23 protein-coding genes are annotated in these 22,811 nt (G+C 65.5%); 9 read left to right on the top strand and 14 right to left on the bottom strand.

The annotated features are described in order from the left end of the window. Nucleotides 1–3 precede the first annotated feature (3 nt). Complete coding sequence (locus ACOYW5_RS00395; RefSeq protein WP_423067292.1) at nucleotides 4–888, bottom strand: DMT family transporter; 885 nt, start codon at nucleotides 886–888, stop codon at nucleotides 4–6. Nucleotides 889–951: 63 nt separating this feature from the next. Between ACOYW5_RS00395 and ACOYW5_RS00400 the strand changes: the two genes are divergently transcribed. The 3 genes from ACOYW5_RS00400 (at nucleotide 952) to ACOYW5_RS00410 (ending at nucleotide 3,175) form a co-directional block, all read left to right on the top strand. Beyond that, on the top strand, nucleotides 952–1,290 hold the full coding sequence (locus ACOYW5_RS00400; RefSeq protein ID WP_423067293.1) for a DUF6665 family protein: 339 nt from the start codon (nucleotides 952–954) through the stop codon (nucleotides 1,288–1,290). A gap of 117 nt (nucleotides 1,291–1,407) precedes the next feature. Next, nucleotides 1,408–2,697, top strand: a complete 1,290-nt coding sequence (locus ACOYW5_RS00405; RefSeq protein WP_423067294.1) for a helix-turn-helix transcriptional regulator — start codon at nucleotides 1,408–1,410, stop codon at nucleotides 2,695–2,697. A gap of 196 nt (nucleotides 2,698–2,893) precedes the next feature. Continuing rightward, nucleotides 2,894–3,175: a hypothetical protein gene (locus ACOYW5_RS00410; RefSeq protein WP_423067295.1), complete on the top strand. Its 282-nt coding sequence runs from the start codon at nucleotides 2,894–2,896 to the stop codon at nucleotides 3,173–3,175. Here ACOYW5_RS00410 and ACOYW5_RS00415 read toward each other — a convergent pair. Continuing rightward, nucleotides 3,172–3,633, bottom strand: coding sequence for a GNAT family N-acetyltransferase (locus ACOYW5_RS00415; RefSeq protein WP_423067296.1), 462 nt, complete (start codon nucleotides 3,631–3,633; stop codon nucleotides 3,172–3,174). The two genes, ACOYW5_RS00410 and ACOYW5_RS00415, sit on opposite strands and share 4 nt — an antisense overlap. Next, nucleotides 3,630–3,983, bottom strand: coding sequence for an ArsR/SmtB family transcription factor (locus tag ACOYW5_RS00420; protein ID WP_423067297.1), 354 nt, complete (start codon nucleotides 3,981–3,983; stop codon nucleotides 3,630–3,632). Before ACOYW5_RS00420 ends, ACOYW5_RS00415 begins: the two co-directional genes overlap by 4 nt. A 114-nt stretch (nucleotides 3,984–4,097) precedes the next feature. Between ACOYW5_RS00420 and ACOYW5_RS00425 the strand changes: the two genes are divergently transcribed. After that, complete coding sequence (locus ACOYW5_RS00425; RefSeq protein WP_423067298.1) at nucleotides 4,098–5,270, top strand: MFS transporter; 1,173 nt, start codon at nucleotides 4,098–4,100, stop codon at nucleotides 5,268–5,270. 60 nt (nucleotides 5,271–5,330) lie between these two features. Next, complete coding sequence (locus ACOYW5_RS00430) at nucleotides 5,331–6,488, top strand: MFS transporter (RefSeq protein ID WP_423067299.1); 1,158 nt, start codon at nucleotides 5,331–5,333, stop codon at nucleotides 6,486–6,488. Here the strand turns inward: ACOYW5_RS00430 and ACOYW5_RS00435 are convergent. The 5 genes from ACOYW5_RS00435 to ACOYW5_RS00455 form a co-directional block, all read right to left on the bottom strand. Beyond that, nucleotides 6,485–8,023, bottom strand: coding sequence for a permease (locus ACOYW5_RS00435; RefSeq protein ID WP_423067300.1), 1,539 nt, complete (start codon nucleotides 8,021–8,023; stop codon nucleotides 6,485–6,487). The genes ACOYW5_RS00430 and ACOYW5_RS00435 overlap by 4 nt on opposite strands. After that, entirely contained in the window at nucleotides 8,023–8,790 is a 768-nt protein-coding gene (locus tag ACOYW5_RS00440) for an ABC transporter ATP-binding protein (protein WP_423067301.1), read from the bottom strand. Before ACOYW5_RS00440 ends, ACOYW5_RS00435 begins: the two co-directional genes overlap by 1 nt. 78 nt (nucleotides 8,791–8,868) lie before the next feature. Then, nucleotides 8,869–9,666 (bottom strand): ribonuclease T2 family protein, encoded by a 798-nt coding sequence (locus tag ACOYW5_RS00445; protein ID WP_423067302.1) that lies wholly within the window; start codon nucleotides 9,664–9,666, stop codon nucleotides 8,869–8,871. 97 nt (nucleotides 9,667–9,763) lie between these two features. After that, nucleotides 9,764–10,858: a cyclopropane fatty acyl phospholipid synthase gene (cfa, locus tag ACOYW5_RS00450; protein WP_423067303.1), complete on the bottom strand. Its 1,095-nt coding sequence runs from the start codon at nucleotides 10,856–10,858 to the stop codon at nucleotides 9,764–9,766. 117 nt (nucleotides 10,859–10,975) lie between these two features. Next, nucleotides 10,976–12,946, bottom strand: a complete 1,971-nt coding sequence (locus tag ACOYW5_RS00455; protein ID WP_423067304.1) for a bifunctional 2',3'-cyclic-nucleotide 2'-phosphodiesterase/3'-nucleotidase — start codon at nucleotides 12,944–12,946, stop codon at nucleotides 10,976–10,978. 331 nt (nucleotides 12,947–13,277) lie between these two features. Here ACOYW5_RS00455 and ypfJ point away from each other — a divergent pair, with 331 nt between their 5' ends. The 3 genes from ypfJ (at nucleotide 13,278) to ACOYW5_RS00470 (ending at nucleotide 15,196) form a co-directional block, all read left to right on the top strand. After that, nucleotides 13,278–14,171 carry a KPN_02809 family neutral zinc metallopeptidase gene (ypfJ, locus tag ACOYW5_RS00460; RefSeq protein ID WP_423067305.1) on the top strand — a complete coding sequence of 298 codons (894 nt, stop codon included), beginning with the start codon at nucleotides 13,278–13,280 and terminating at the stop codon, nucleotides 14,169–14,171. Between the two features lie 47 nt (nucleotides 14,172–14,218). Further along, a complete protein-coding gene (locus ACOYW5_RS00465) occupies nucleotides 14,219–14,731 on the top strand; it encodes a cupin domain-containing protein (RefSeq protein WP_423067306.1) in 513 nt (170 codons plus the stop codon). 219 nt (nucleotides 14,732–14,950) lie between these two features. Then, nucleotides 14,951–15,196 carry a hypothetical protein gene (locus ACOYW5_RS00470; protein WP_423067307.1) on the top strand — a complete coding sequence of 82 codons (246 nt, stop codon included), beginning with the start codon at nucleotides 14,951–14,953 and terminating at the stop codon, nucleotides 15,194–15,196. 58 nt (nucleotides 15,197–15,254) lie between these two features. Here ACOYW5_RS00470 and ACOYW5_RS00475 read toward each other — a convergent pair whose 3' ends face one another. From ACOYW5_RS00475 to carA, 3 genes are all read right to left on the bottom strand, one after another. Then, nucleotides 15,255–16,037 carry a hypothetical protein gene (locus ACOYW5_RS00475; RefSeq protein ID WP_423067308.1) on the bottom strand — a complete coding sequence of 261 codons (783 nt, stop codon included), beginning with the start codon at nucleotides 16,035–16,037 and terminating at the stop codon, nucleotides 15,255–15,257. Further along, nucleotides 16,037–17,116 carry a hypothetical protein gene (locus ACOYW5_RS00480; RefSeq protein WP_423067309.1) on the bottom strand — a complete coding sequence of 360 codons (1,080 nt, stop codon included), beginning with the start codon at nucleotides 17,114–17,116 and terminating at the stop codon, nucleotides 16,037–16,039. The genes ACOYW5_RS00475 and ACOYW5_RS00480 overlap by 1 nt, the downstream gene beginning before the upstream one ends. Nucleotides 17,117–17,263: 147 nt before the next feature. Further along, nucleotides 17,264–18,469, bottom strand: a complete 1,206-nt coding sequence (carA, locus tag ACOYW5_RS00485; RefSeq protein WP_423067310.1) for a glutamine-hydrolyzing carbamoyl-phosphate synthase small subunit — start codon at nucleotides 18,467–18,469, stop codon at nucleotides 17,264–17,266. 142 nt (nucleotides 18,470–18,611) lie between these two features. Here carA and ACOYW5_RS00490 point away from each other — a divergent pair, with 142 nt between their 5' ends. Next, a complete protein-coding gene (locus tag ACOYW5_RS00490; RefSeq protein ID WP_423067311.1) occupies nucleotides 18,612–19,064 on the top strand; it encodes a GatB/YqeY domain-containing protein in 453 nt (150 codons plus the stop codon). Between the two features lie 3 nt (nucleotides 19,065–19,067). On the opposite strand, the gene ACOYW5_RS00495 is transcribed toward ACOYW5_RS00490, so the two are convergent. The 3 genes from ACOYW5_RS00495 to ACOYW5_RS00505 all read right to left on the bottom strand — a co-directional run bounded on the left by ACOYW5_RS00495 (nucleotide 19,068) and on the right by ACOYW5_RS00505 (nucleotide 22,743). Beyond that, a complete protein-coding gene (locus tag ACOYW5_RS00495) occupies nucleotides 19,068–20,240 on the bottom strand; it encodes an MFS transporter (RefSeq protein WP_423067312.1) in 1,173 nt (390 codons plus the stop codon). 86 nt (nucleotides 20,241–20,326) lie between these two features. Next, on the bottom strand, nucleotides 20,327–21,469 hold the full coding sequence (locus ACOYW5_RS00500; RefSeq protein WP_423067313.1) for a diguanylate cyclase: 1,143 nt from the start codon (nucleotides 21,467–21,469) through the stop codon (nucleotides 20,327–20,329). 98 nt (nucleotides 21,470–21,567) lie between these two features. Continuing rightward, complete coding sequence (locus ACOYW5_RS00505; protein ID WP_423067314.1) at nucleotides 21,568–22,743, bottom strand: MFS transporter; 1,176 nt, start codon at nucleotides 22,741–22,743, stop codon at nucleotides 21,568–21,570. Nucleotides 22,744–22,811: the final 68 nt, after the last annotated feature.

Here is a 22,811-nt window from a genome sequence, read left to right on the forward strand (position 1 = left end):
CCCTCAGGCCCGGCGCGAGGTGCGGAGCAACATGTCCTTGGCGGCGAGGACGGCGCCGGCGGTGATGAGGAGGCATGCGACCAGCAGCAGGTGGCTGTACTGAGCGTAGCCGCCGGCGATGAGGATCATGGTCGAGAGCAGCGGGGTGGCGTAGGAGGCGGCGCCGAGCACCTGGATGTCGCCGTGCTTGACGCCGATGTCCCAGACGTAGAAGGCGAGTCCCACCGGGCCGAGGCCGAGGCCGATCACGGCGGCCCATTGCCACGGATTATCCGGCCAGACCGTGGTTTCGAGTAGCAGGTGGCAGATGGCGGCGAGCGCTGCCGTGGCGAGGCAGAAGCCGGCGACGGCGTCGCTGGGGATGTGGGCGAAGCGGCGTGAGAGCACGGAATAGCTCGACCAGGCGAGGGCGGCGAAGAGAGCCGCGCCGTAGCCGATGGCGTATTGCGGGTCGAAGCTGAACCCCTGGCCGCGCGTGACGACGAGGACCGCGCCGGCGAGAGCCAAAGCGCAGCCGGCCAGATGCTGCCAGCGCAGCTTTTCACCCGGCAACAGGGCGGAAAATACGACGATAAGCACCGGCCAGAGATAGTTGATGAGGCCGGCCTCGACCGGTGGCGCGTTCCGTAGCGCGAAGAAATACGCGAAGTGGTAGCTGAACAGGCCGCCGACGCCGAGCAGCCAGACGGGCAGGGGCTGCCGCATCGCCTTGATCGCACCGGGACGGATGGCGAGCAGCGACAGGCCGCCGATGGCGAAGGTAATGGCCGTGAGCTGGAAGGCCGGCATCGTACCGCTGGCCGCCGTCAGGAACGCCAGCAGCGACCAGAGCAGTACGGCGCCGAATCCGGTGAGCGTGGCGGCGGAGCGCGAGAGGGCGTGTGGCATGGCCGCGCTTCTAGCTGGTTCGCAGCGAGTTGAGAACCGGTGGGGTTGCGAGGCCCCAAAAGGATGCCTAGCTTCGTCGCCATGCCATTGACCGCGCTCGACATTGCCGAACTTCGCCAACGCTTGACCAGCGGGTTTGGCTCGATCGAAACCGAGGTCATGGGCGAGAAGGCCTCCTCGCTCGGCCACTACGGCCGGCAGGTCGAGGCTGCGATGGCGGCTCTCAATGCACATGGCGGATCGGCCGACGAGCGCTTGATCCTGGTCAAAGGGGCGGCGCGGGCGGTGTGGAAATATTTCGTCCAGCGCGAGGCCTGCGGCATGCGGGATCATCGTGAGGCCATCCGGCTTTACGGCATTCCCGGCGAGGTGCTGGTGCGGCTGGGCGCCATCGAGCCGTAGGGGCCAATACGTTACATCGGTTGATACTTGGACCACCGGTTCCTATGCTCGTTGAGATCGATTACATGGCGTGCGAACCTATTGAAATGCTGATGCGGTATACGGCTGGGGCCGCCGATGCTGGGGGATAGGGTCAAGGGCGCTTTCCATGGGGCCAATCTGCCCCTCGCTGAGCGCGCCCCGGCCGCGCTCGAGCCGCCGTTCCACAAGATCGCCGTCGACGTCATCTGGACCGGCTTTCATATCGACTTTGATGCGGCAAGGCCGTTCCTCCCGGAAGGGTTGGTCCTGACACCGAGCAGCATCGGCATCCTCGGCATCTACACCGCACCGAGCGGTCGCGGTATTGCGCCGTACCAGCGGGGCATCGTCGGCGTATCGGTGGAGGGCATGCCGGGTTCGGATATCGGCGAGGGCATGTTTGTGATGGGCAACGTCATGGACATGCCGGGCGCCGAGGTGATGCGCGAGCGCTACTGTGATGCCGTAGTGGAGGGCACGGCGCGCACCTGGACCAAGGGGGGCCTGCTGCACGGGGTGGCGAGTGTCGGCGGCGTCGACTGGCTGCGTGCCACGGTTCGCCCTGGTGGGGAGGTCAGGTACGATCTGCCAGGCGTCGACAATTTTCTCGGCCATACCGGTTCCGGGCTGGTCAAGTATGCGGACTCGACGATCGCCGATCTGATCGAAGCCGAGGTGATCTCTCTGGAAATCACGGATGACGCGCCGGACTACATGCGGGCGCTGCGCCCGAAGGACTATGTGTTCGGCCTCCATGCCACGCGGGCGAATTCCATCTGGAGCGAGCCACGTGTGGTGGGGCCACGGGCCTCGGCCGATGCCGCCTCGGTTTTTCTCGGGTTGATCGACGATACCGGGCGTGCGGCCGCCGTCGTGCGGGAAGATGGGACGCTGGTCGAGGCCAACGCAAGGGCGCGGGCCCTGCTGGGGCTGACTGGCGCGATCGGTGGCGAAAGACTGCTCAGCAACGTGCCGGCGGAGCGGCAGGCGCTCGCCAGCGCGCTGCGCTCGAGCGTGGCCCGGACAGGCGCCAAGATCTCGAATCCGGTGCTGATGCAGAGTCCGGCTGGTGGCTTCGTGATCGCCCACGTGACGCCGCTCGAGCATGGTGAGCACGGCAAGGAGGCGGCACTGGTGCTGCTCGCTGACCTGCACGGCACCGAACGGCGGGACGCGGCACAACTGCTGCAACTATTCGGTCTGACCGGGGCGGAGGCCAAGCTTGCCGCACTGGTGGGGACGGGCATGCCACCCAAGGCGGCGGCGGCGGAACTCGGCATTTCCGAGCATACGGCCCGTTCGACGCTGAAAACCGTCTACGACAAGCTCGGGATTAAGAAGCAGTCCGAACTCGGCCATCTGGTCGCGCGGCTGCAGTATTCCTAGAGCACTTCACCGTTTTCGACGAAACGGCGAAATGCTTCAAGTCTTTGAGTTGTCGCGCTTTCGAACCGGAAAAGTCTGCAACTTTTCCTGAAAGCGCTCTAGCCGTATTGCGTCTGGTGAAGGACTGCCCCCCACATTTGCGGGGTGCGCCACCGGCCAAAGCGGTCACATGCTTGTTCCCGGGAACTTCACCTGGATGACTACTGTGCTTGACCTGCTCGAGAAGAAAGCCACTCCGAAGTCGCCGCAACTCGGCGGGCTGACCGTCGGCGAAGTGATCGCCATGCTCCAGACCTTCGATCCCTCGGCGCCGCTGATGGTTCGCGGCGAGAACGGCGGCTTCGAGGAGGTGCTCGGGTTCCGGGCTACCGGCGTGATGCTCAACGTCAACTCGGCCGAGGGCTTCGGCCCGCATGATCTGCCGGATGCGGGTACCCGCCCGGACGCGCTGGCCGTGGTGCTCCGTCCCGCGAGCTAGCTCAAAGACAGCTTGAAGCCTTCGTGGCTCTTCTTGAAGCCCAGCCGCTCGTAGAAGCGGTGGGCGTCCACTCGCTTCTTGTTCGATGTGAGCTGGACGAGGCCGCAGCCGCGGGCCTTCGCCTGCTCGATGGCCCAGCCGATCATTTCGCCGCCAAGACCGAGATTGCGGTGCGTGGGGACGATGTGCACCGCCTCGACGAGGCAACGCCATTCGCCGAGGCGATTGATGCCGGGGATGAAGGTGAGCTGCACCGTGCCGACTGGCTGCCCCTCGTAGTCGGCAATCACGATCCGCTGATTGGGATCGCGCTCGATGGCCTCGAGGGCGGCCAGATAGCGCGGGTGATCGGGGCGGTCGGGCTCATCATTGGTCGGGACGACACTGTCTTCGACGATCAAGCTGACGATGAAACCCAGGTCGGCGGCGGTGGCGTCGCGATAGGTAAGACGGGTCAAGCCAGCAGTTCCTCGAGACCTTCGATGTGAAGATGTCGGGTACTGGAAATGATCGAGTCGAGGAAGCCGGGGAAGCGAGCGTCGAGATCGGCACGGCGCAGGGTGACGCGCCGGCGCGTGCCTTCCGGCACCACATTGACGACGCCGGCTTCGCGGAGCTTGGAGACGTGGTAGCTGATTGCGGTTTTGCTCGCGAGATCGCTGAACTGGCCACAGGTCATACCCAGCGGCGCACTGCGGGACAGATAGGCGACGATTGCCAGACGCGTATCGTCGCCCAAGGCGGCGAGGACTCCTGGCAGGGTGATCTGGTCCGCATCCGGATGGGGGAGTGGAGACTGGGTTTGCATGCCCAACATTTAAGCGATTTCGGTCACAAGTTCAATGAACGTTGAACAAGGGGTTGACGCGGCCCATCCCGAGGTTCATTTGTTCAACAACCATTGAACTAAGGAGACGCCGCGATGGATTTGCGGTTGGTTTGGCTCGCCCTTGGCACCTTTGCCATCGGCGTCGAGGGCTTCGTCATCGCTACGCTGCTGCCGGCGATCGCTGCCGATATTGGCGTGCCGATCGCGACCGCGGGGTATCTCGTGTTTGCGTATGCACTGGCCTATGCGGTGGGTGCACCGGTGCTGTCGGCGACGACCGGCCGGTTCGACCGGCGCGCGCTGCTGGCGGCGACCGCTGTGGTGTTCGCGGTTGGCGCGTTCCTCGCGGCGGTGTCGCAGGGCTACTGGATGCTGCTGCTGTCGCGGCTGGTGATCGCGGCGTGTGCCGGGCTCTATGCAGCGAGCGCCCAGGCGGCGGCAGTGACCTTGGCGCCGGCCGAGCGGCGTGCGCGGGCGGTGTCGATCGTGGTTGCCGGTACGACCATGGCGGTCGCGTTCGGAGCGCCGATCGGGGCCTTCATCAGCGGGTTTGCCGGCTGGCGCGGGACGTATTTCGCCATCGCTGCCGTCGGCCTTGTTACCGCGCTGGCGATCTGGATCATGCTGCCGTCAGGGATCAAGGGGGATCGGCGGAGCCTCGGCGAGCGGCTGGCGGTGCTGAGCGTCCCCGGCATCGTGCCCGCCCTCCTGACGATCCTGCTCTACATGGCCGGACCGTTCGCTGCTTTCATCTATCTCGGACCGCTGACGCAATCGATGGGGCTGGCGGCCGGGCTGTTGCCTTTCGTGATGCTGGCCTACGGCATTGGTGCGGCAATCGGCAACACGATCGGCGGGCAATTGGCCGATCGCTTCGGCGCCAACCGGACGGTGGTACTGGCGATGATAACCAACGCAGTATTCCTCGCGCTGCTGTCGGCGATTCCGGCAGTGGTGCCGCAGGCGCTGGTTGGGCCGGTGTATTTCGCCTTCATGTTCGTCTGGGGCATTACCGGCTGGATTTTCCCGCCGGCGCAGGTGAGCCGGATCGTGGCGCTGGCCCCGAATGCCGCGCCGTTGGCGCTGTCGCTCAACGCCTCGTTCCTCTATCTCGGCACGGCGCTCGGGGCGGTGGTGGGCGGCCAGATCATCGAACATGTCGGGATCGACGAGCTCGGGCTGATCGCGGCGGTGTTCCCGCTGCTGGCGCTGGCGGTGTTCTTCGCCACGCGGCCCAGGCCCGTGTTGCGGCCGCGGCTTGGCTGAAAGGCGAGCTTGACCGGCTGACCGAACCCTCTCCCTAGTACGGGGGGAGAGGGAACTTCGATGGACGCGAGACTGCTGTGGCTGGCGCTAGGGGCATTTGCCGGTAGCGTCGAGAGTTCTCTCGTTGTCGTCGTCATGCCGGATGTGGCGGCCGAAGTCGGGATCAGCGTTGCCGATGCGGGCTGGCTGATCTTCGTCTACTCGCTGGCTTATGGGATCGGCACGCCGATCTTTGCGACGCTATTCGGGCGTGTGGATCGTCGGACGGTCGTCGCCGGCGCGGAGTTCCTGTTCGGGGCGATGGCGCTGCTGTTCGGGCTGCTGCCGGGCTATCTGCTGTTGCTCGGGGCGCGGACGTTTCTCGCCGTCGGCGCCGGGATGTTCACCTCCACGGCGCAATCGACGGCGGTGGCGCTGGCGGCGCCGGGTAAGCGCGGCAGCGCGATTTCCACGGTGGTGATGGGTGGCTCGATAGCTGTGGCGCTCGGCGCACCGCTGGCGGCACTTGTGGCCAATACGTTCGGCTGGCGTGTCGCCTATGTCGGGCTGGGCATGATCGCGATTGTCGCGGCGGCGACGATGTGGATGCGGCTGCCGGACGATATCCATGGCGACACGCGGACGCTGCGGGAGCGGCTGAGCGTGCTGAAAGTGCCTGGCGTGCCGCTGGTGCTGCTGGCGGCGGGCCTGGCAGTGATGGGAAGCTTCACTTTCTTCAACTTCCTTGCGCCGGTGACGACGAATCTCCTTGGCCTCGACAAATCGTGGATGCCTGTTGTTCTCCTGGCATTCGGCTGCGGCTCCATCTTTGGCAACCACATTGGCGGCAGGCTAGCCGATCGGTACGGCGGCAAGCAGACGGGCCTCGTTCTGGGAGGCATCATGATCGCGCTGCTGGTCGCGCTACCACTGTTGCCACTGTTGCCTGAAGCCTTGGTGGCTCCGGCCTACCTCGTGCTCATGGCGGTGTATGGCGCGGTTGCCTGGGGGTTCATGCCGCCGCAGTTGCATCGACTCGCGGCGCTCTCGGCGAAGTCGGTTCAGCTCTCGGCAGCGCTGAACCTTACAGCGATGAACCTTGGGGGCGCGCTATCTGCCGTGGTCGGCGGGCTGGTGCTCGAGAACCTCGGCCTCGTCTGGCTTGGGCCAGTGGGGGCGCTTGTTTCCATGCTGGCGCTTGTCGTTGCGTGGATCGCCCCGGCGGGCAGCGAGCACTAGACCCGCTTGCCCTTGGGACTCATGGCGTAGGCAACTGCCAGCACGACGATCGCAAGAATGGCCGGCAGGATCGCGATCCACTGGTTGCCGGCGACGAGCACTGCTGCACCGGCCCACATGATCGAGCTCAGGGCTTCACTGATCGTCGCGATACGTGAGGCGACCTGGCGGCGACGGAACATGGCGCGGCGCATGGGGACGCGGAACCAGAGCTGGATGGCGGTGGCCGAGCCGGCGGAGATGGCGACGAAGGCGGCGGTGATCCAGGCGAGGCTAAGCGAAGCGATTGCGACGCAGAGGAGGATCGGCGCGAAGATGACGGCGACCGAAATCGTCACCGCCTCGATCTTGGCGATGAGCACGGCGCGCGGATGGATCGGCGCGGTCACGACGAGATCGTGCGCGTCTTCGCCGGAGATGGCGAGCCAGCTGAGGCCGCCCGCAAGCTGGCCAGCGGCCATGACGATCACCGGGATCACCACGACGTAGGTGCCGGCGTTCTGGCCGTAGGAGATCCAGAGGAACAGCGCTGGGGGGAACAGATACAGGATCTGCATCAGCGTCTGGCTCAGCAGCCAGGGGTCGCGGCGAAGCAGCTTCCATTCCTTGACGCGCAGGGCGTGGCGCTGGCTGGCGCTGCGGAATGGGCGGGTCGAGGCGGTCTGCTGGACACGAGTGGCGGAGACACCGGCAGCCGCGATGGCGTGCTGAGCGAAGCCTCGTGAGGTGAAGCGGATGACCAGCGCCAGGGCGCCGAAGCCGATCAAGAGCACCAGCAGCATGTCGCCGAGATCGCCCATGGCGGCGCTGGCGGGGAGCCAGACGAGACTGTCAACGGCCGGGGCAGCGGCGACGAACTCGGGCGACTGCATCACCGCGTAGCGGTCCATGTTGCCGAAGCTGAGGATGGCGACGGCCTGGATGCCGATGACGAAGCCGGCGCCGACAATGCCGGCGATGATCTGCGCGGCGAGGCGGGTGCGCGCGGGTCCGATGGTCCGGAAGAGGCCGATAGTGACCAGCACCGAGAGGGCGGCGGCGAGTGCGCCGAGGCCGGCGAGGACACCGTAGGCGGCGAGCCATTTCAGGCCTTCATGGGCGACGAGCGTATTGATGATCGGGCTCGCGAGCAGGCAGGCGAGGAGCACCGTGCCGAAAGCGGTGGCGCTGGTGCGGACGGCGAAGACGCTGGCCGAGGAGGCGGGGGACGAGAGGATCAGGTCGAGATCGGAGCGTGAGTAATAGGCGCGGGTGATCGACTCGAGGGCCTGGCTCAGCATCACGGTCCAGAACAGGAAGCCGGTGCCGGTGACGGTGACGAGCGTGGACTTGTCGGGGGCGATGCCGGCGATGATCCACGGCGCCATCAGCGCATTCGTGAGGAGGTGGAGGCCGACGTAGAACAGCGCGAGGGTGGCGAAGAGGACGATGCCGCGGACGCGTCTGCCGGCGGTCATCATGGCGAGCCAGTCGCGCCAGGCGAGGCGGAACTCGTGGGCGGCGAACCAGGGCAGGGTGGCGGGCAGCGCGCTCATCAGGCGGCGGCCTCGGTGGCGAGATCGGCTTCCTTCTGCGCGACGAGATCGAGGAAGATTTCCTCCAGCGTCGTCTCGCGGCCGATGCGAGTGCGGAGTTCGGCAAGCGTGCCTTCGGCGACGAGGCGGCCGTGGTTGATGACGCCGATCCGCTCGGCCATGCGCTCGGCGACTTCGAGGATGTGGGTGGTCATGATCACAGTGACGCCGGAGGCGACCTTCTGCTTCAGCACGTCCTTCACCTGCCGGGCCGAGCCGGCGTCGAGGCCGGTGAGCGGCTCGTCGAGGATGATGAGGCGCGGATCGTGGACGAGGGCGCCGGCGAGCGCGACCTTCTGCAGCATGCCCTTCGAAAAGCCGCCGCAACGCTCGTTGGCGTGCGGGCGGAGGCCGAGCCAGTCGATCAGCTCGTTGGAGTGGCGCTCGGCTTCGCGGGCATCGATGCGCCAGAGGCCGGCGACGAATTCGAGATATTCGAGCGGGGTCAGGCGGTCGTAGACCATGGGCTCGTCGGACACCCAGGCGACGATCTGCTTGGCGGCGACCGGGTCCTTGGCGGTGTCGATACCGAGGACCGAGATCGAGCCGGCATCCTGCTTGAGAAGGCCCGCGACCATGCGGAGAATGGTGGTCTTGCCGGCGCCGTTGGGGCCGAGCAGGGCGTAGAACTCGCCGGCGCGCACTTTGAGCTCGAGATCGACAACGACCGGGCGGTCGAAGCTCTTCCGGAGGCCGGAAATGTCGAGTGCGAACTGGGAATTGGTCATAGCGGGCCCCGCGGATTGTGGCGGGAGCCTAGCGGGCAGCGATTGAGGCCGGCTGAACGCGGCCGGTAAACAAGTTCCTTATTGCAGGCCAACGGGATCGACGATGCCGCCATCGCAGCCGCCATCGGTCGGGCGGGCGGCGCGGATCAGGTCGGACATGCGGGTCTTGTCGTCCACGGCGCCATAGAGCCCGACGGTGATCTCCGAGATGATGCGGCGGTCGCCGTCGTCCTCGCAGGCGATACGGACGCGCTGGCCGGCGCCGGAGCCGAAGGAATCGTCGAAGGCGGTGCGGATTTCTGCCTGGGTCAGGGGCTTGCCGATGCTGTCGGCGAAGAGGTCGCGGACCCGGGAGGTGTTGAGCTGGGCGAGGAGGGCGGTGGCGGCGGCCCAGTACGAAGCCTCGTCGGTACCGTAGCAGGTGCCGTGCTTGATCCATTCGTGGCGCTCGAGCTGCGATCGGGTGCCGGGCATGACCTGGTTCAGGGTCTTCTGCAGCTCGGTGGGCAGGCTGGCCGGCGGCAGTTGCTGCCAGCGACTGTTGCGGTCGAGCTCTTCGATTGTGCTGGGGACGCTGCAGTACTCGTCGCGAGGCCAGAGGCCGTGGAGGGAGAAGTGGCTGGCATCGAAGCGCGTCTTGCCCATGCTGGCGCATTCCGGCTTGTTGCGTGCGCCTTCGCAGAAGGCCGGTTCCCAGCTCGCGGCGAGGATGAGGAACTGCTCGGAAGCCGTTGAAATAGGGCCGGGAGGCGGTGCCGTCGTGGTGGTCTCGACCGAGGGTGGGTTGGGCACCTGCTCTGAGGGCTGCAGCCAGAGATAGACGGCGCCGCCGACGAGCAACGCGAAGAGGACGAGCAATGAGAATCGGGCGTTCATGGCCCGATGGTATCGTGGCGCTGCAAGGCCGCATCGCGAGAATGCTCAGTGCTCGACGGAGGCTCCCCCGCACCCAAGGTGTCGGCTCGTCCCGCCGCTAGCGCTGAGTCACATACCCATCCGGTACGCCGCGCGTGGACAGCACGAACTGCCAGACTTGAAGGACTTTTGAGCGGAAGCCGCCGGCGCAGCAGAGGAGGTAGTATTTCCACAGCCGGAAGAAGCGCTCTTCCTCGGGCGTGCGGTCCTTCTTCCAGTTGCGCTCGAAATTCTCGTACCAGGCGCAGAGCGTCTTGTCGTAGTGCGGGCCGATGTTGTGCAGGTCGATCACGGTGAACAGGCCGTCGATGGCCTTGCCGATCTGGGCGATCGAGGGGATGACGCCGCCGGGGAAGATGTATTTCTCCAGCCAGGCCTCGATGGTCTCGGTAGACCACTGGCTGCCGATCGTGTGCATCATGAACAGGCCGTCGTCCTTGATGACCTGCCGGGCCTTCTCGAAATAGGCGCGGTAGTTCTTGTGGCCGACATGCTCGAACATGCCCATCGAGACGACATGGTCGGCCTTGCCGTCGAACTGGCGATAGTCCTGCACGCGGAACTCGACCGGAAGGTTCTGGTAGCGTTCGCGGCCATAGGCGGCCTGGTCGGGCGAGACGGTAACGCCGACGCAGTGGGCGCCGTATTTCTCGGCGGCAAAGCCCATGAAGGCGCCCCAGCCGCAGCCGATGTCCCAGACGAGCTGGCCCGGCTGTACGCCGATCTTCCGGCAGACCAGGTCGAGCTTGGCTTCCTGGGCATCATCGAGATTGGTGACGCCTTCGGGCCAGTAGCCGCATGAGCCCGTCATCCGCTTGTCGAGGGAGGCCTTGTAGGCTTCGGTCTCGCTGTAATGCATGCCAGCGACGCGCCGTGAGCGCGGGATGGATTGCATGTTGAGGAAGCGCGCCTGCACGATCTGCCAGATCAGGTTGGGCGTCAGCCTGAGGCCTTCCGGTACGCGGGAGGACAGCACCTTGTTGAAGAACTCGGCCATGTCCTCGACGTCCCAGAGGCCGTCCATGTAGGCCTCGCCCAGACCAAGGGTTGCTTGGCCGTAGAGGCGAGTCCAGAATTCTTCGGAGTGAATCTGCGGGTCCCAGGAGCGGGACCCGTTCAGCGTGATATCGGCCTCCTTGAGGAGGACTTCCATTTGTGGGGTGGCTCCCATCGAATCCCTGCACAGAAACGTATGGCCAAGGGGCGGAAGCCAAATCCGCTCAACGGATTAAGTCAAGAGCGGCAGCCGCGGGGCTGCCGCTCCAGGGGTTCAGAGAGTGATACGGTACTGGCCGAAGCCGTCTTCGTTGGTGTGGCCGGTGGACTCGATCTTGACCGCGGTGACGTCGGCGAGGTGATCGGCAGCCTTCGGGCCGGTCTCGAAGATTACCGTGGCGCCGATCGGGGCGAGCGACCAGTTGCTGTCGGCGGCCGGCTGGATGGTCTTCTGCTCGACGATGTAGCGCACGATTATGTCGCGGTTGGTGTCGGGACCCTTGAAGACGATCTTGTCGGGGCCGAGGCCGGGGAAGCTGCCACCGCCGCCGGCCCGGTAGTTGTTGGAGGCGACGACGAACTTCTGCGCCGGGTCGATCGGCTTGCCGTCGAACTGGAGGTCGATGATGCGGCTCTCGGTGATGCCGAGGTCCTCGCCCTTGGGGCCGTATTTCGACGGCTTGGTCAGGTCGATCTTGTAGGTCACGCCGTCGATCACGTCGAAGTTGTAGGACGGGAAATCGAGGTTGATCAGCGGGGCGTCAGCGGCGCCGGCGGCGACCTGATTGAAGATGCCGGCCGAGCGATCGAGCCAGTTCTGGACGTCCTGGCCGGTGATGACCACGGCCTGGATGGTGTTGGGGTATAGGTAGAGATCGGCGACGTTTTTGATGGCGACCGGGCCGACAGGGACGTCGGTGTAGTAGTCCGGGCCGCCGCGGCCACCGGCCTTGAACGGGGCAGCAGCAGAGAGGATCGGCAGCCCGTCCCACGCGGTGCCCTTCTGCATCTGCTCGATGTACCACTTTTGGGCGATGTTCACGATCTGCACGCTGGGATCGTCGGCGACGAGCGCGAAGTAAGAGTGGAGCGGGGCAGCGGTCTCGCCCACGGCGCGGCGGACATAGGCGAGGGTCTCGTCGTGATCGTCCTGCGCGGCGGCGAGAACGGTGGCGACGCTTTCAACCAGCGGCTTCACCTTGCCATCGACGCGCTCCGAGATCGGGCGGGCCTCGGAAGTGTGGGAGACGATCGACCACTTGCCGTCGTCGGACTTTTCCAGCAGCAGGTCGATGAGGCCCATATGCGAGCCCCAGAAGCCGGCCATGACGGCGGGCTTGCCGGAGAGCGTGCCCTTTTCGAGGTCGGCACCTTCGACGCCCTCGAAGTCCTTGGAGTTCGGGAAAACCAGGTGCTGGTGGCCGGTGAAGACGACGTCGATGCCGTCGATTGCGGCGAGCTGCAGCGAGGCGTTCTCGCCGATGCCGATGTCGGCCGCGATGCCGGAATGGGAGAGAGCGATGACGAGGTCAGCGCCTTCCGCACGGATTTTCGGCACATAGGCCTTGGCTGTCTCGACGATGTCGCGGGTGTTGACCTTGCCGGCAAGGTGGCTCGAGTCCCAGGTCATGATCTGGGGCGGCAGGAAGCCGATGAAGCCGAGCTTGACGATGCTCTTGGTGCCGGCGCCGTCGGTGATCTCTTTCTCGACGATCTTGTAGGGCGCGATGTAGCTCGCGTCGCTGAGCGGATCGGCGCCGAGTTCGCCCTTGACGAGGTTGGCCGAGACGATCGGGAAGTTGGCAGCGGCGATGGCCGCATCGAGGAACTCGAGGCCGTAGTTGAACTCGTGGTTGCCGAGCGTGCCGGCTTCGTAGCCGAGCGTGTTCATGGCGGCGATGATCGGATGCGGCTCGTTGGTGAGGCCCTTTTCGTAGGCGATGTAATCGCCCATCGGGTTGCCCTGGATGACGTCGCCGTTGTCGACGAGGATCGAGTTGCCGGCTTCGGCGCGGATCGAATCGATGATCGCGGCGGTACGGGCGAGGCCGAGCGTGTCGTTGGGGGCATCGGCGTAGTAGTCATAGGGGAACACCGCGACGTGCAGGTCGGTGGTTTCCATGATGCGCAGATGGGCCTGACCGGCGGCCGCCTGGACGGCAAACGGGTGGAGGACCACGGCGGCGCCAAGCGTCGCCGAACCGGCAAGGAAGGCGCGGCGGGAAATGCCGTTGTGATAATTCATGACTGGAAGTCTCCCTGAGCTTTCTGCTGCGGAAGCGGGAGGCGCGGCAAGAAGCGCCCCGCTCCCGGGTTTCATTTGCCGCGCGGTCGAACCGGAAAAGTCTGCAACTTTTCCTGACCTCGCTCCTGGGGACGGCCGCAACTGCCGTCTGCCGCATGTGATGCGGCCTTCTGATCTCCCGCCAGCGTGACGGTGCAATGACGGGTTGCGGCATCTGATGATGTTTTGACCAATTGGTCAACGAGCGAATAGAGGCCGGCAAAGAGGAACCGGTTTGCCACGCCGCGCCTTATGATAAGAAGAAAGTCAGCGTCAGTCGGAGAGCATTGAGATGAAGTGGCAGGGGCGCGAGCGTAGCTCGAATGTCGAAGACCGGCGCAGCCAGGGCGGCGGTGGCCTTGGTGGGTCTCGCGGCGGCTTCGGCATGCCAGGTGGCGGCATGCGCATCCCCACGGGGCGTGCTGGCGGCGGGCTCGGGCTGGTCGGGATCGTCGTCGTCGTAGGTATCATGCTGCTGCTGGGAATGAACCCGCTGGATATGCTGACGGGTGGCGGCAGCACGACTACGACATCCAGCCAGCAATACGCACCGCCGCCGTCGAGCGCCGGCCAGGACGAGCTCGCGGATTTCGTCGGCGTGGTGGTCAAGGATACGGAGACCCTCTGGACCGAGGTGTTCCAGCAGAACAACCTGTCCTACGTGCCGCCGAAGGTGGTGCTGTTCACCGACGCGACGCAGTCGGCCTGCGGCGTGGCGCAATCGGCCTCGGGGCCGTTCTATTGCCCGAACGACAAGAAGGTCTACATCGACCTCAGCTTCTACGATCAGCTGCGCCGGCAGTTCGGCGCGCCGGGCGACTTTGCCCAGGCCTATGTGATCGCGCATGAGATCGGCCACGCCGTGCAGGACCAGACCGGCGTGCTGCCGGAGTTCAACCGGGCCCGCGCCACGATGAGCCAGGAGGAGCAGAACGCCTATTCCGTGCGCGTCGAGCTGCAGGCTGACTGCTACGCCGGCGTGTGGGCGAACTATGTCAAGCAGCAGAACTATCTCGAGCAGGGCGATGTCGAAGAGGCGATCAACGCGGCGAACGCCATCGGCGACGATACCCTCACGCGCGGGCAGGTGTCGGAGCGTAATTTCACCCATGGTACCTCGGCGCAGCGCATGGCGTCGCTGAAGAAAGGAATGGACTCCGGAGACGTTGGGCAGTGCACGCTCTAGCTTAGTGCGCCGGGCCACTTCTCCGGGCAACTGGTCGGAGGAGGAAGATGGTCGCAAACATCGATCGCCTGCGGGCGGAGCGGTTTTACGACGACGGGACGTTTCCCAATAGCAGCCTGCCGCTGCTGTTCTACGAAGAAGCATTGCCCCGCGGCGCAGCCAGCCCGGAGCAGATGGAGGCGCTGTTTGCTGCCAATGGCTGGCCGCCGGCCTGGCGGGCATCGATCTTCACCTACCACCACTATCACTCGACAGCGCATGAGACGCTGGGTGTCGTGCTCGGCTCGGCCCGGCTGATGCTGGGTGGCCCGGAGGGGCGCGAATTCGATGTCGAGCCGGGCGATGTGATCATCATTCCTGCCGGGGTGGCGCATCGGCGGCTCGATTCGAGCAGCGATTTCCTGGTCGTCGGCTGCTACCCGCTCGGGCAGGACTGGGACCTGCTGCGCGGGCAGCCCGGCGAGCGCCCGCATGCTGACCACAATATTGCGCGCGTACCAGTGCCCAAGACCGATCCGGTCGGCGGTGCGGACGGTCCGCTCATTCGGCACTGGCGCTAGTCAAAACGAGGCTGAACGCCGCTGCGGGCGGGTCGGTTCCCTGTTCAATCCTTGTTCTCAACGCCCAAGAAATGATCAGGAAATGGGCGCGTGCGGGCCGTCTTCCGGTCGGTTTGCGGGCACATTCTTCCCTAGTCTGGTCCTCGTGAACGGCATTGAAGCCGCCACCGTCATCGGGCCACCGATGTCGCACACCCTCACATGGAAGGACTAAACTCCATGAAGAAGCTTCTCATCACCGTTGCAGCCATCGGCCTCTCCACGGCGGCATTCGCCCAGGCCGCAGCCGTCACCTTCGCCTCGGTCGATACCGACACGAGCGCGGGGGTCAGCCTTGCTGAGGCGCAAGTGGTGTGGCCTGACCTGACCCAGGAGGCCTTCGACGCGGCGGACACAAGCAAGGACGGCCAGCTCGACCAGGCGGAATTCGATGCCTGGGCGGCAACCCTGCCGGCCGCGCAGTAATTCGGCCAGCCATGGCTAGAGGAGGGGCCGTCCCGATGGGGCGGCCCTTTTCACTGGTTCAGTTGATCGCGCCGAGCGACTGCTGAATGATCAGGTGGGCGCCGGCTGCGTCGAAATACGCTTCCCAGAACTCCGTCAGCTTCTTGAGGAGCTGGGGATCGAGCGGAGGCCGATCGGGCTTGCCGCTCCGGCCAACGCCGAAGACCCTGACGTCGGCACCCGTCAGGGACGGCAGCAGCCGCTGTTCGGTAACCTTGGTGATGAGCTTGCTGTTCTTGATCGAGAAGAAGTCCTTGCCCGGGATGTTAGGGGAGTTCTCGATCAGGTCGGTGAAAAGATAGAAGCGGTTGGCCCCTGAGGGCCGCATCTCGGACGGAGCCGTTTGGGCGATTGTTCCGACGATATCTGAGTAGGGCTGCTCGACGAAGTTCTCCAGCAATTCCTGCATCTGGGCAACGATCTCGCTTCGCAGATGCTTGCGGTCGTTGAGCATGACCCCTTCGGTGCAGGTGGGGCTGAAGAGATCCTCGAGGAAGCCGTTGCTCGTGCATATCGGAACGCAGCTACGGACCAGGGTAGCGCTGCGCACGGAGGCATCGGTGATGGTCCGCATGACAAACCGTTCGCCGCCGGCGAGGGACTCGAACACACGGCTGACGCCATCGATCAGGGCCTGCTTGTCGATCTCGTCGTAGGCCGTGGTACGATCGATATAGACGACGATGTTGTCGCCATGCTCGAGGCAGTACTTTTCGTTTTCCGAGGCCTTGGTCGGCCCGGTCGCCAGCACTGCGCAGATCAAGAACATCGCTACCGAGAGACAGCCAAGACGCCCGGGCATCAAGAGGCTTCGTTCGCGGCTGGCCGCCGGTAGTCACGCATGTCGTGGACTGTTGAATCGGCGTCAGGCCGGACCCCTCGGCTGGCGATGTCGTCGGCGGCATCCGCATCTTCGGCCAACTGGTCGAGATCGGTGAGAACGAAGCGATCGTCATCATCGAGTGGCCGGCCAAGCAGGGTTTTCAGCTCGATGACTCGAGAGTTTGCGGAGTTGTAGTTCGCCGAGTAGCCGATCAGGTGCGGCGAATGATCGGCAATGATCTTGCTGCGCTCCCTGAGATAGGCAGCATGGATCATCGCAAGCTTCTTCTCGCCCGCTGCCACGGCGCGGTGCACGTGATCGAAGTCGCGGTCGGGATCGTGGGAGAAGAAGGCGAGCATGAAGGTGGTGACGATGCCGCCGATGTTGATGCAGGCGAGAACCAGCGCCGACGGGTCGGAGAGGGCACTGACCAGGGCGCCCAGCGGACCCAGGTTCTCGATATGGCCGCGCACGTTGCCGAGGAGGTCGCCGATGGAGCCGGATTCGTTGGCAAATGTCGCCCGCGCTACGGTCAGCACTGCGACGATCGCCAGCGCCACGATCGTGCAGAGCAAGAAGGTGGCGACATTCCAAAGAAGAACTTTGCGACGCATCTCGGACCAGCTTTGCCGCAGGCTCGACCCCGCAAAATGCGCGAGGATCAGCAGGAAAGCCGTGGTGCCGGCAGAGGCCGCGTAGGAGACGAAGCCGCTGCTCTGGAGTGCCACGTCGAACAGAAACTTGTTGGCCGGCGCCTCGAGCAACGCCAGCACGATGCCGGTGATAACCAGCAGCAGCGGGCGCACCTGTATCATCGCGATAGGGCGGCGAAGCGCGGTCTTGATCCGCTCGTACTCTGCTTCATCGTTACTTAGCCTGGCGTCGAGCGTCAGGTAGGGCCGGGAGCGCGGGCCGCCCTTCTCGTTGACCGAGAGCAGTGCGTTGCCGCGCTGGTCGAGAACGGCCATGTATTCCGCCCTTGCGGTGGCCCGCCTCGCAGCATTTTCGGCGAGGTCCGCGGTCGGGTCCTTTGAACTGAGCTCGTTCTTGCGGGCCATCAATCACTCCACGCGCCTCGCGGCACCAGAGCCCGCGCATGGATGGATTGTTAACAGTTGGTATATTGCGTGTGGCCCCCGGAGAACTACTGACCGGGAGCGCGACACTCGGAGATGTACCTACCCCGGGGTAGGCCGGGACGCCGATTACTCGCCGGCCTTGACCTGCTCGGGCTGCAAGGCGACGCCCTTCTGGGCGCGCACGAGGTTCAGGAACCGGGTGAACAGGTAGTGGCTGTCGTGGGGGCCGGGGCTGGCTTCGGGGTGGTATTGCACCGAAAAGATCGGCTTGCCTTCGACTTCGAGGCCGGCATTGGAGCCGTCAAAGAGCGAGATGTGGGTCTGCTTGACCGTCGCGGGCAGGCTCTCGGTGTCGACGGCGAAGCCGTGGTTCATCGAGGTGATCTCGACCTTGCCGGTGGTGAGGTCCTTGACCGGATGGTTGGCGCCGTGATGGCCCTGATGCATCTTCTGGGTCTTGCCGCCGACGGCGAGGCCGAGGAGCTGGTGGCCGAGGCAGATGCCGAACATCGGCTTGCCGGTGTCCATCAGCGCCTTGATGGTCGGGACGGCGTACTTGCCGGTCGCGGCCGGGTCGCCGGGGCCGTTCGAGAGGAAGATCGCGTCGGGGTTGTGCGACAGCACGTCCTTGGCGGTGGCAGTGGCGGGAACGACAGTCACCTTCGCACCCTGGTCGGCGAGTTGGCGCAGGATGTTGCGCTTGGCGCCGTAGTCGATGGCGACGACGTGGAACTCGGGGTTCTCCACTTTGCCGTATCCCTCGGTGCGGCTCCAGGAGGTCTGGTCCCACTTGTAGGTCTGGGCAGTAGTGACTTCCTTGGCGAGGTCGAGGCCCTCGAGGCCTGGGAAGGCCTTGAGCTCGGCGAGCATCGAGGGCTCGTGGAAATAGCCATCTGGCGAGTGGCCGATGATGCCGTTTGGCATGCCCTTCTCGCGGATGCGGGCAGTGAGCGCGCGGGTATCGATGCCGGCGATGCCGATGATGTTGCGCTTCTTCAGCCAGACGTCGAGCTTTTCGGCGGCGCGGTAGTTGGACGGGTTGGTGATGTCGGCGCGGAGGACGCAGCCGCGGACGCCGGAGAGCGCGGCCATGTTGACCGTCTCGATATCCTCGTCATTGGTGCCGACATTGCCGATATGGGGGAAGGTGAAGGTGACGATCTGGCCGGCGTAGGAGGGATCGGTGAGGATCTCCTGGTAGCCGGTCATCGCCGTGTTGAAGCAGACCTCACCGGCCGCGTGGCCGACCGCGCCGATGCCGTGGCCTTCGAGGCGGGTCCCGTCGTCGAGCAGCAGGAGGGCGGTCGCGGGCTTTTGCTGCCAGCCGGTCATGGCGGGGCTCCAAAGGTTCTGGTCGGTGTCGGTTGAGGGCTCTCCTTAGAAGGGGCCCGAGCGGAGCGCAAGTGGCGCACCGGCTTTATTGCGCTATATGGGGTGCGGCAAAGACAAACCAAGCAGGGCCGGAGACTGGCAAATGCGTGAAGCGATCACCGAAGGTTACAAGACCGCGCTCAAGGCGGGCGACAAGCGGCGCACGGCGACGCTCAGGGCCATTAATGCCGCGATCAAGGACAAGGACATCGATGCGCGCGGGCAGGGCAAGGAGCCCCTGAGCGACCAGGACGTGCTCGCGCTCTTACAGAAGATGGTGAAGCAGCGCGAGGAATCGCTTGGTATCTACGAGAAGGCCGGGCGCGAGGATCTTGCGGTGGTCGAGCGCGAGGAGATCGCGATTCTCAACGAGTTCCTGCCCCAGGGGCTGAGCGAGGCCGAGATCGAAGCCGCCATCATCGATGCGATTGCCAAGGTCGGGGCCAAGGACGGCAAGGACATGGGCAAGGTGGTCGCCTCGCTCAAGGCCGACTTCCCGGGCCGCATCGACTTCGGCAAGGCCTCGGCCAAGATCAGAACCGCGCTCGGCGCCTGATCTTCATTCGGCCGGCTGGGCGAGCAGTTCCGGCTCGTCCTCCCGGCTGATCGCCATGGCCAGCACCGCCACGATTGCGGTGCCGGCGGCGGCGATGCCGATCCAGGCAAGGGACGGATAGCTGGCGCCGTTGGCGAGAGCGACGGCGCCTAGCGTCGAGCCGGTCGCGATGCCGATGTTGAACGCGGTCGAGATCAGCGTCGAAGCAAGATCGGGTGCGTCCTTGGCGGCCGTAAACAGCCGGACAAAGAGCGACGGCGCATAGGCGAAGGCACAGAAGCCGAGCACGATCACCGCGATCATCATGGGCACGGGCCGGTCAGACGCCACGAGGATGGTCGCGAACACCGCGATCTCGCCCAGCAGAATGACGATCACCGAGGGTGTCGGGCGCCAGTCGGCGAGCCTGCCGCCGGTCAGCGCACCCGCCGTGGAGCCGATGCCGAAGGCGAGCAGCAAGGCTGGCACGGTCGTGGCATCGAGCTTCGTCACCGTCGTCAGCAGGGGCGTGATGAAGGTGAAGATCGAGAAGAAGCCGATGCTGGCGAGGGCCATGACGGCGTAGCTCAGGATCACGTCGCGATGAGCAAGAGCCCGGAACTGGCGGGCGAGCGGCGCCTGTTGGCCGGTCTCGCTGCGGATGGCGGGCACGAGCAGCAGGACCAGCAGTGCGACGATGACGGCAATGGCGCCGAGGGCGAGGAAGCTCAGGCGCCAGCCGAAGGCCGAGCCGATGATGGTGCCGCCGGGCAGACCGAGGATGTTCGCGACCGTGAAGCCGGCGACGAGCAGCGAGAGCGCGAAGCCCGAGCGGCCGGGACCGGCAACCGACACGGCGACGAGGCCGGCGATGCCCAGGAACGCGCCCTGGCAGGCGGCGCCGAGCACCCGCGCTGCGAGCAACAGTTCGAAGCTCGGTGCGAAGGCAGCGAGGACCTGGGCTGCGGCGAACAGGGCGATCAGCCCGATCAGCACGGTCTTGCGGGGCAGGCCGCCCAAGAGGACGGCGAGGACTGGTCCACCGAAGGCGACGCCGAGGGCGTAGGCCGTGACGATGGTGCCGGCGGCGGGGATCGAAATGCCGAGGTCGGCCGCGACCTGCGGGAGAAGACCGGTCGCCATGAACTCGGCCGTGCCAAGGCAGAACGAGCCAAGGAAGAGAATGAAGAGTGCCATGCTGGCCATCCAGAAACGTTGTTGGCCGGCGGGATGCTCCCCGGCGGCTGAATGCGCTCTGAATGTCTCAGTCAGGCTGTTACGGGCTATGCAACCAACCGCGGCTCGGGGCCGAGGACGCGGTTGCGGCCGGCGTCCTTGGCTCGGTAGAGCAATTCGTCGGCGGCACGCAGGAGTTCGTCGAAGGTTCTGGCCTGGCCCGAGGTCAGTGCGAGGCCGGCGCTGACGGTCGGCGGACCGTAGCCGTCGGGCAGGGAGTCGGTGGCTTCGAGCTCGCGGCGGATGCCGTCGGCGATGGCGTGCGCCAGGATGCTGTCGGTGTTCCTGAGCAGCAGGCAGAACTCCTCGCCGCCGATGCGGGCGGCGAAGTCGTCGGGCCCGAGGGCGCGCGACAGGATGGCGGCGAAGCGGATCAGCACCTCGTCGCCGACCGCGTGGCCGAAGCGGTCGTTGATGGCCTTGAAGTCGTCGAGATCGAGCATGATGACGCCGGTGGCCGGCGCCAGGGGAGCTGTGCCGGCCAGGTTGAAAAGGGCGCGGCGATTGAGCAGGCCGGTCAGCGAGTCGGTGAGCGCCAGGCGGCGATGGGTCTCGGTGATCCGGAACTGGTGCAGCGCCATGGTCACGGCGCCGGCGGCGGCGAGCGCCGCGAGCAGGGCGATGGAGTTGAGGTCCTCGGCCCAGTTCTGAGGGCGCGCCGTCAGGACCCACTGGCCGTTCATAGCGAGGACGAGCGCGCAGAGGGTAAATGTCACCGAGGTCGTGCCATAGAGCGCGGACTTGGCCAGCATCGCCAGCGGCGTGCTCGCACGGGCGATCCAGTGTTCGCGGCCGGCGGCCATGAAGAAGACGGCAGCGCCGATGTTCAGGACGATGGTCGCTACTCCGGACAGCCCGACGGCGAACAGGCTACCCATCGTGAGAGTGGTTACAGCCCAGCCGGCCAGCGCCACGCGCCAGGGGGTGCGGCCGGAGGAGAACTGGGCGCACCCGACATAGATGAAGGCAAATCCGGCCAGCAGAAGCGTGAAGGCGGAGAACTGCACCAACAGGTCGTAGGTCTCGAACCAGCCGTAGAGCAGCGACGAGGGAGCGACGAAGCCCAGCCCAAGCCCCCAGCTCAGCAGGTAGCGATCCCGCGTGCTGCCCAGCCAGGTGATGACGAGCGTCAACATCAGGGCTGTCGCCGAAAAACCGATGGCGATGAGCAGGGAAGTCTGGTCGAGCACGGGTGGGGTCTGTCCGGGGATGGATTCGTGGATCCATCATACCGAAAGCATACCAGTGGGGGGGAATTGGTGGCGCCGATGGTTAAGGAATCGGCGGGCTATGCCTGTGTCGTCGCCGAGGCCTGTTCGCTTCGCTCCAACAGCCAGGAAATGGTCGCCGTGCCGGCGGCGAGGAGGCTCGAGATCACGCCCACGATCGGGATGTCGGCATAGCTGACACCAGCGGCGATCAGGGCGGCGCCGGTCGCTGCGCCGGCGGCGATGCCGATGTTGAAGGCGGTGGAGATCAGCGAGGAAGCGAGGTTCGGGGCGGCCTGGGCGGCGGTGATGACGCGGGCCTGCAGCGGGGTGGAGAAGGCGAAGCCTAGGATCGACGTGATGAGGAGGTTCACCGTCATCCACACCTGGTCATGCATGGCGAACAGCATGGTGAAGAAGAACAGCGCCTGCAGCAGCAGCACGGTGATCAGCGTCGGCATCGGCTTCCAGTCGGTGCCGCGGCCGCCGAGATAGATACCGAGGACGGAACCGAGGCCGCCGATCAGCAGGTAGATCGGCACGATGCCCGGGGCGATGCCGGTGACCTCTTCCATAATCGGCACCTGGTAGGTGCCGAAGGCGAGGGTGCCGACCATGACGAAGGTGATGGTGAGATAGCTGAGCCAGACCTTCTGGTGGCGGAGCTCGCGGGCCTGGGCCAGGAGGGTGGCGCTGCGTTCGCCGGGGGCACGGGTATTGGGGATACGCAGGATCAACACCACGGTGGCGATAGCACCGAGCAGCGCCACGGTCAGGAAGGTGGTGCGCCAGCCGAAATTGAGGCCGATGGCGCTGCCGCCGGGCAGGCCGAGCAGGTTAGCGATGGTGATGCCGGAGATGAACAACGAGAAGGCGCGGCCGCGCCGTTCCGGCGGCACGAGGTTGGCGACGACGATGTTGCCGGCGCCGAAGAAGGCCCCATGCGCGATCGAGGAGAGCAGGCGCGCCACCAGCAGCAGGCCGTAGTCCGGGGCAATGGCGCAGAGGACCTGCGCGACGGTGAACAGCGCCATGACGCCGATCAGGACGGTGCGCTGCGAATAGCGCGAGGTGAGGATGGTCAGCAGCGGGCCGCCGATGGCGACGCCGGCGGCGTAGGCGGTGACGAGGAGACCGGCGACGGGAATGGAGACGGACAGGTCGCCTGCGAGTAGCGGGAGGAGACCCGAGATGACGAACTCGGCCGAGCCGATGGCAAAGGCGGCAATCGCCAAGGCATAAATTGCGAACGGCATCGGAATCCTCAAGTCAATAGGGCCGGAAAGACCACTTACGTCACCGCGAAGCAAGCTTCGGTGCAGAA

This window comes from Devosia sp. CN2-171 (assembly GCF_049354815.1).
Lineage (GTDB): Bacteria > Pseudomonadota > Alphaproteobacteria > Rhizobiales > Devosiaceae > Devosia_A.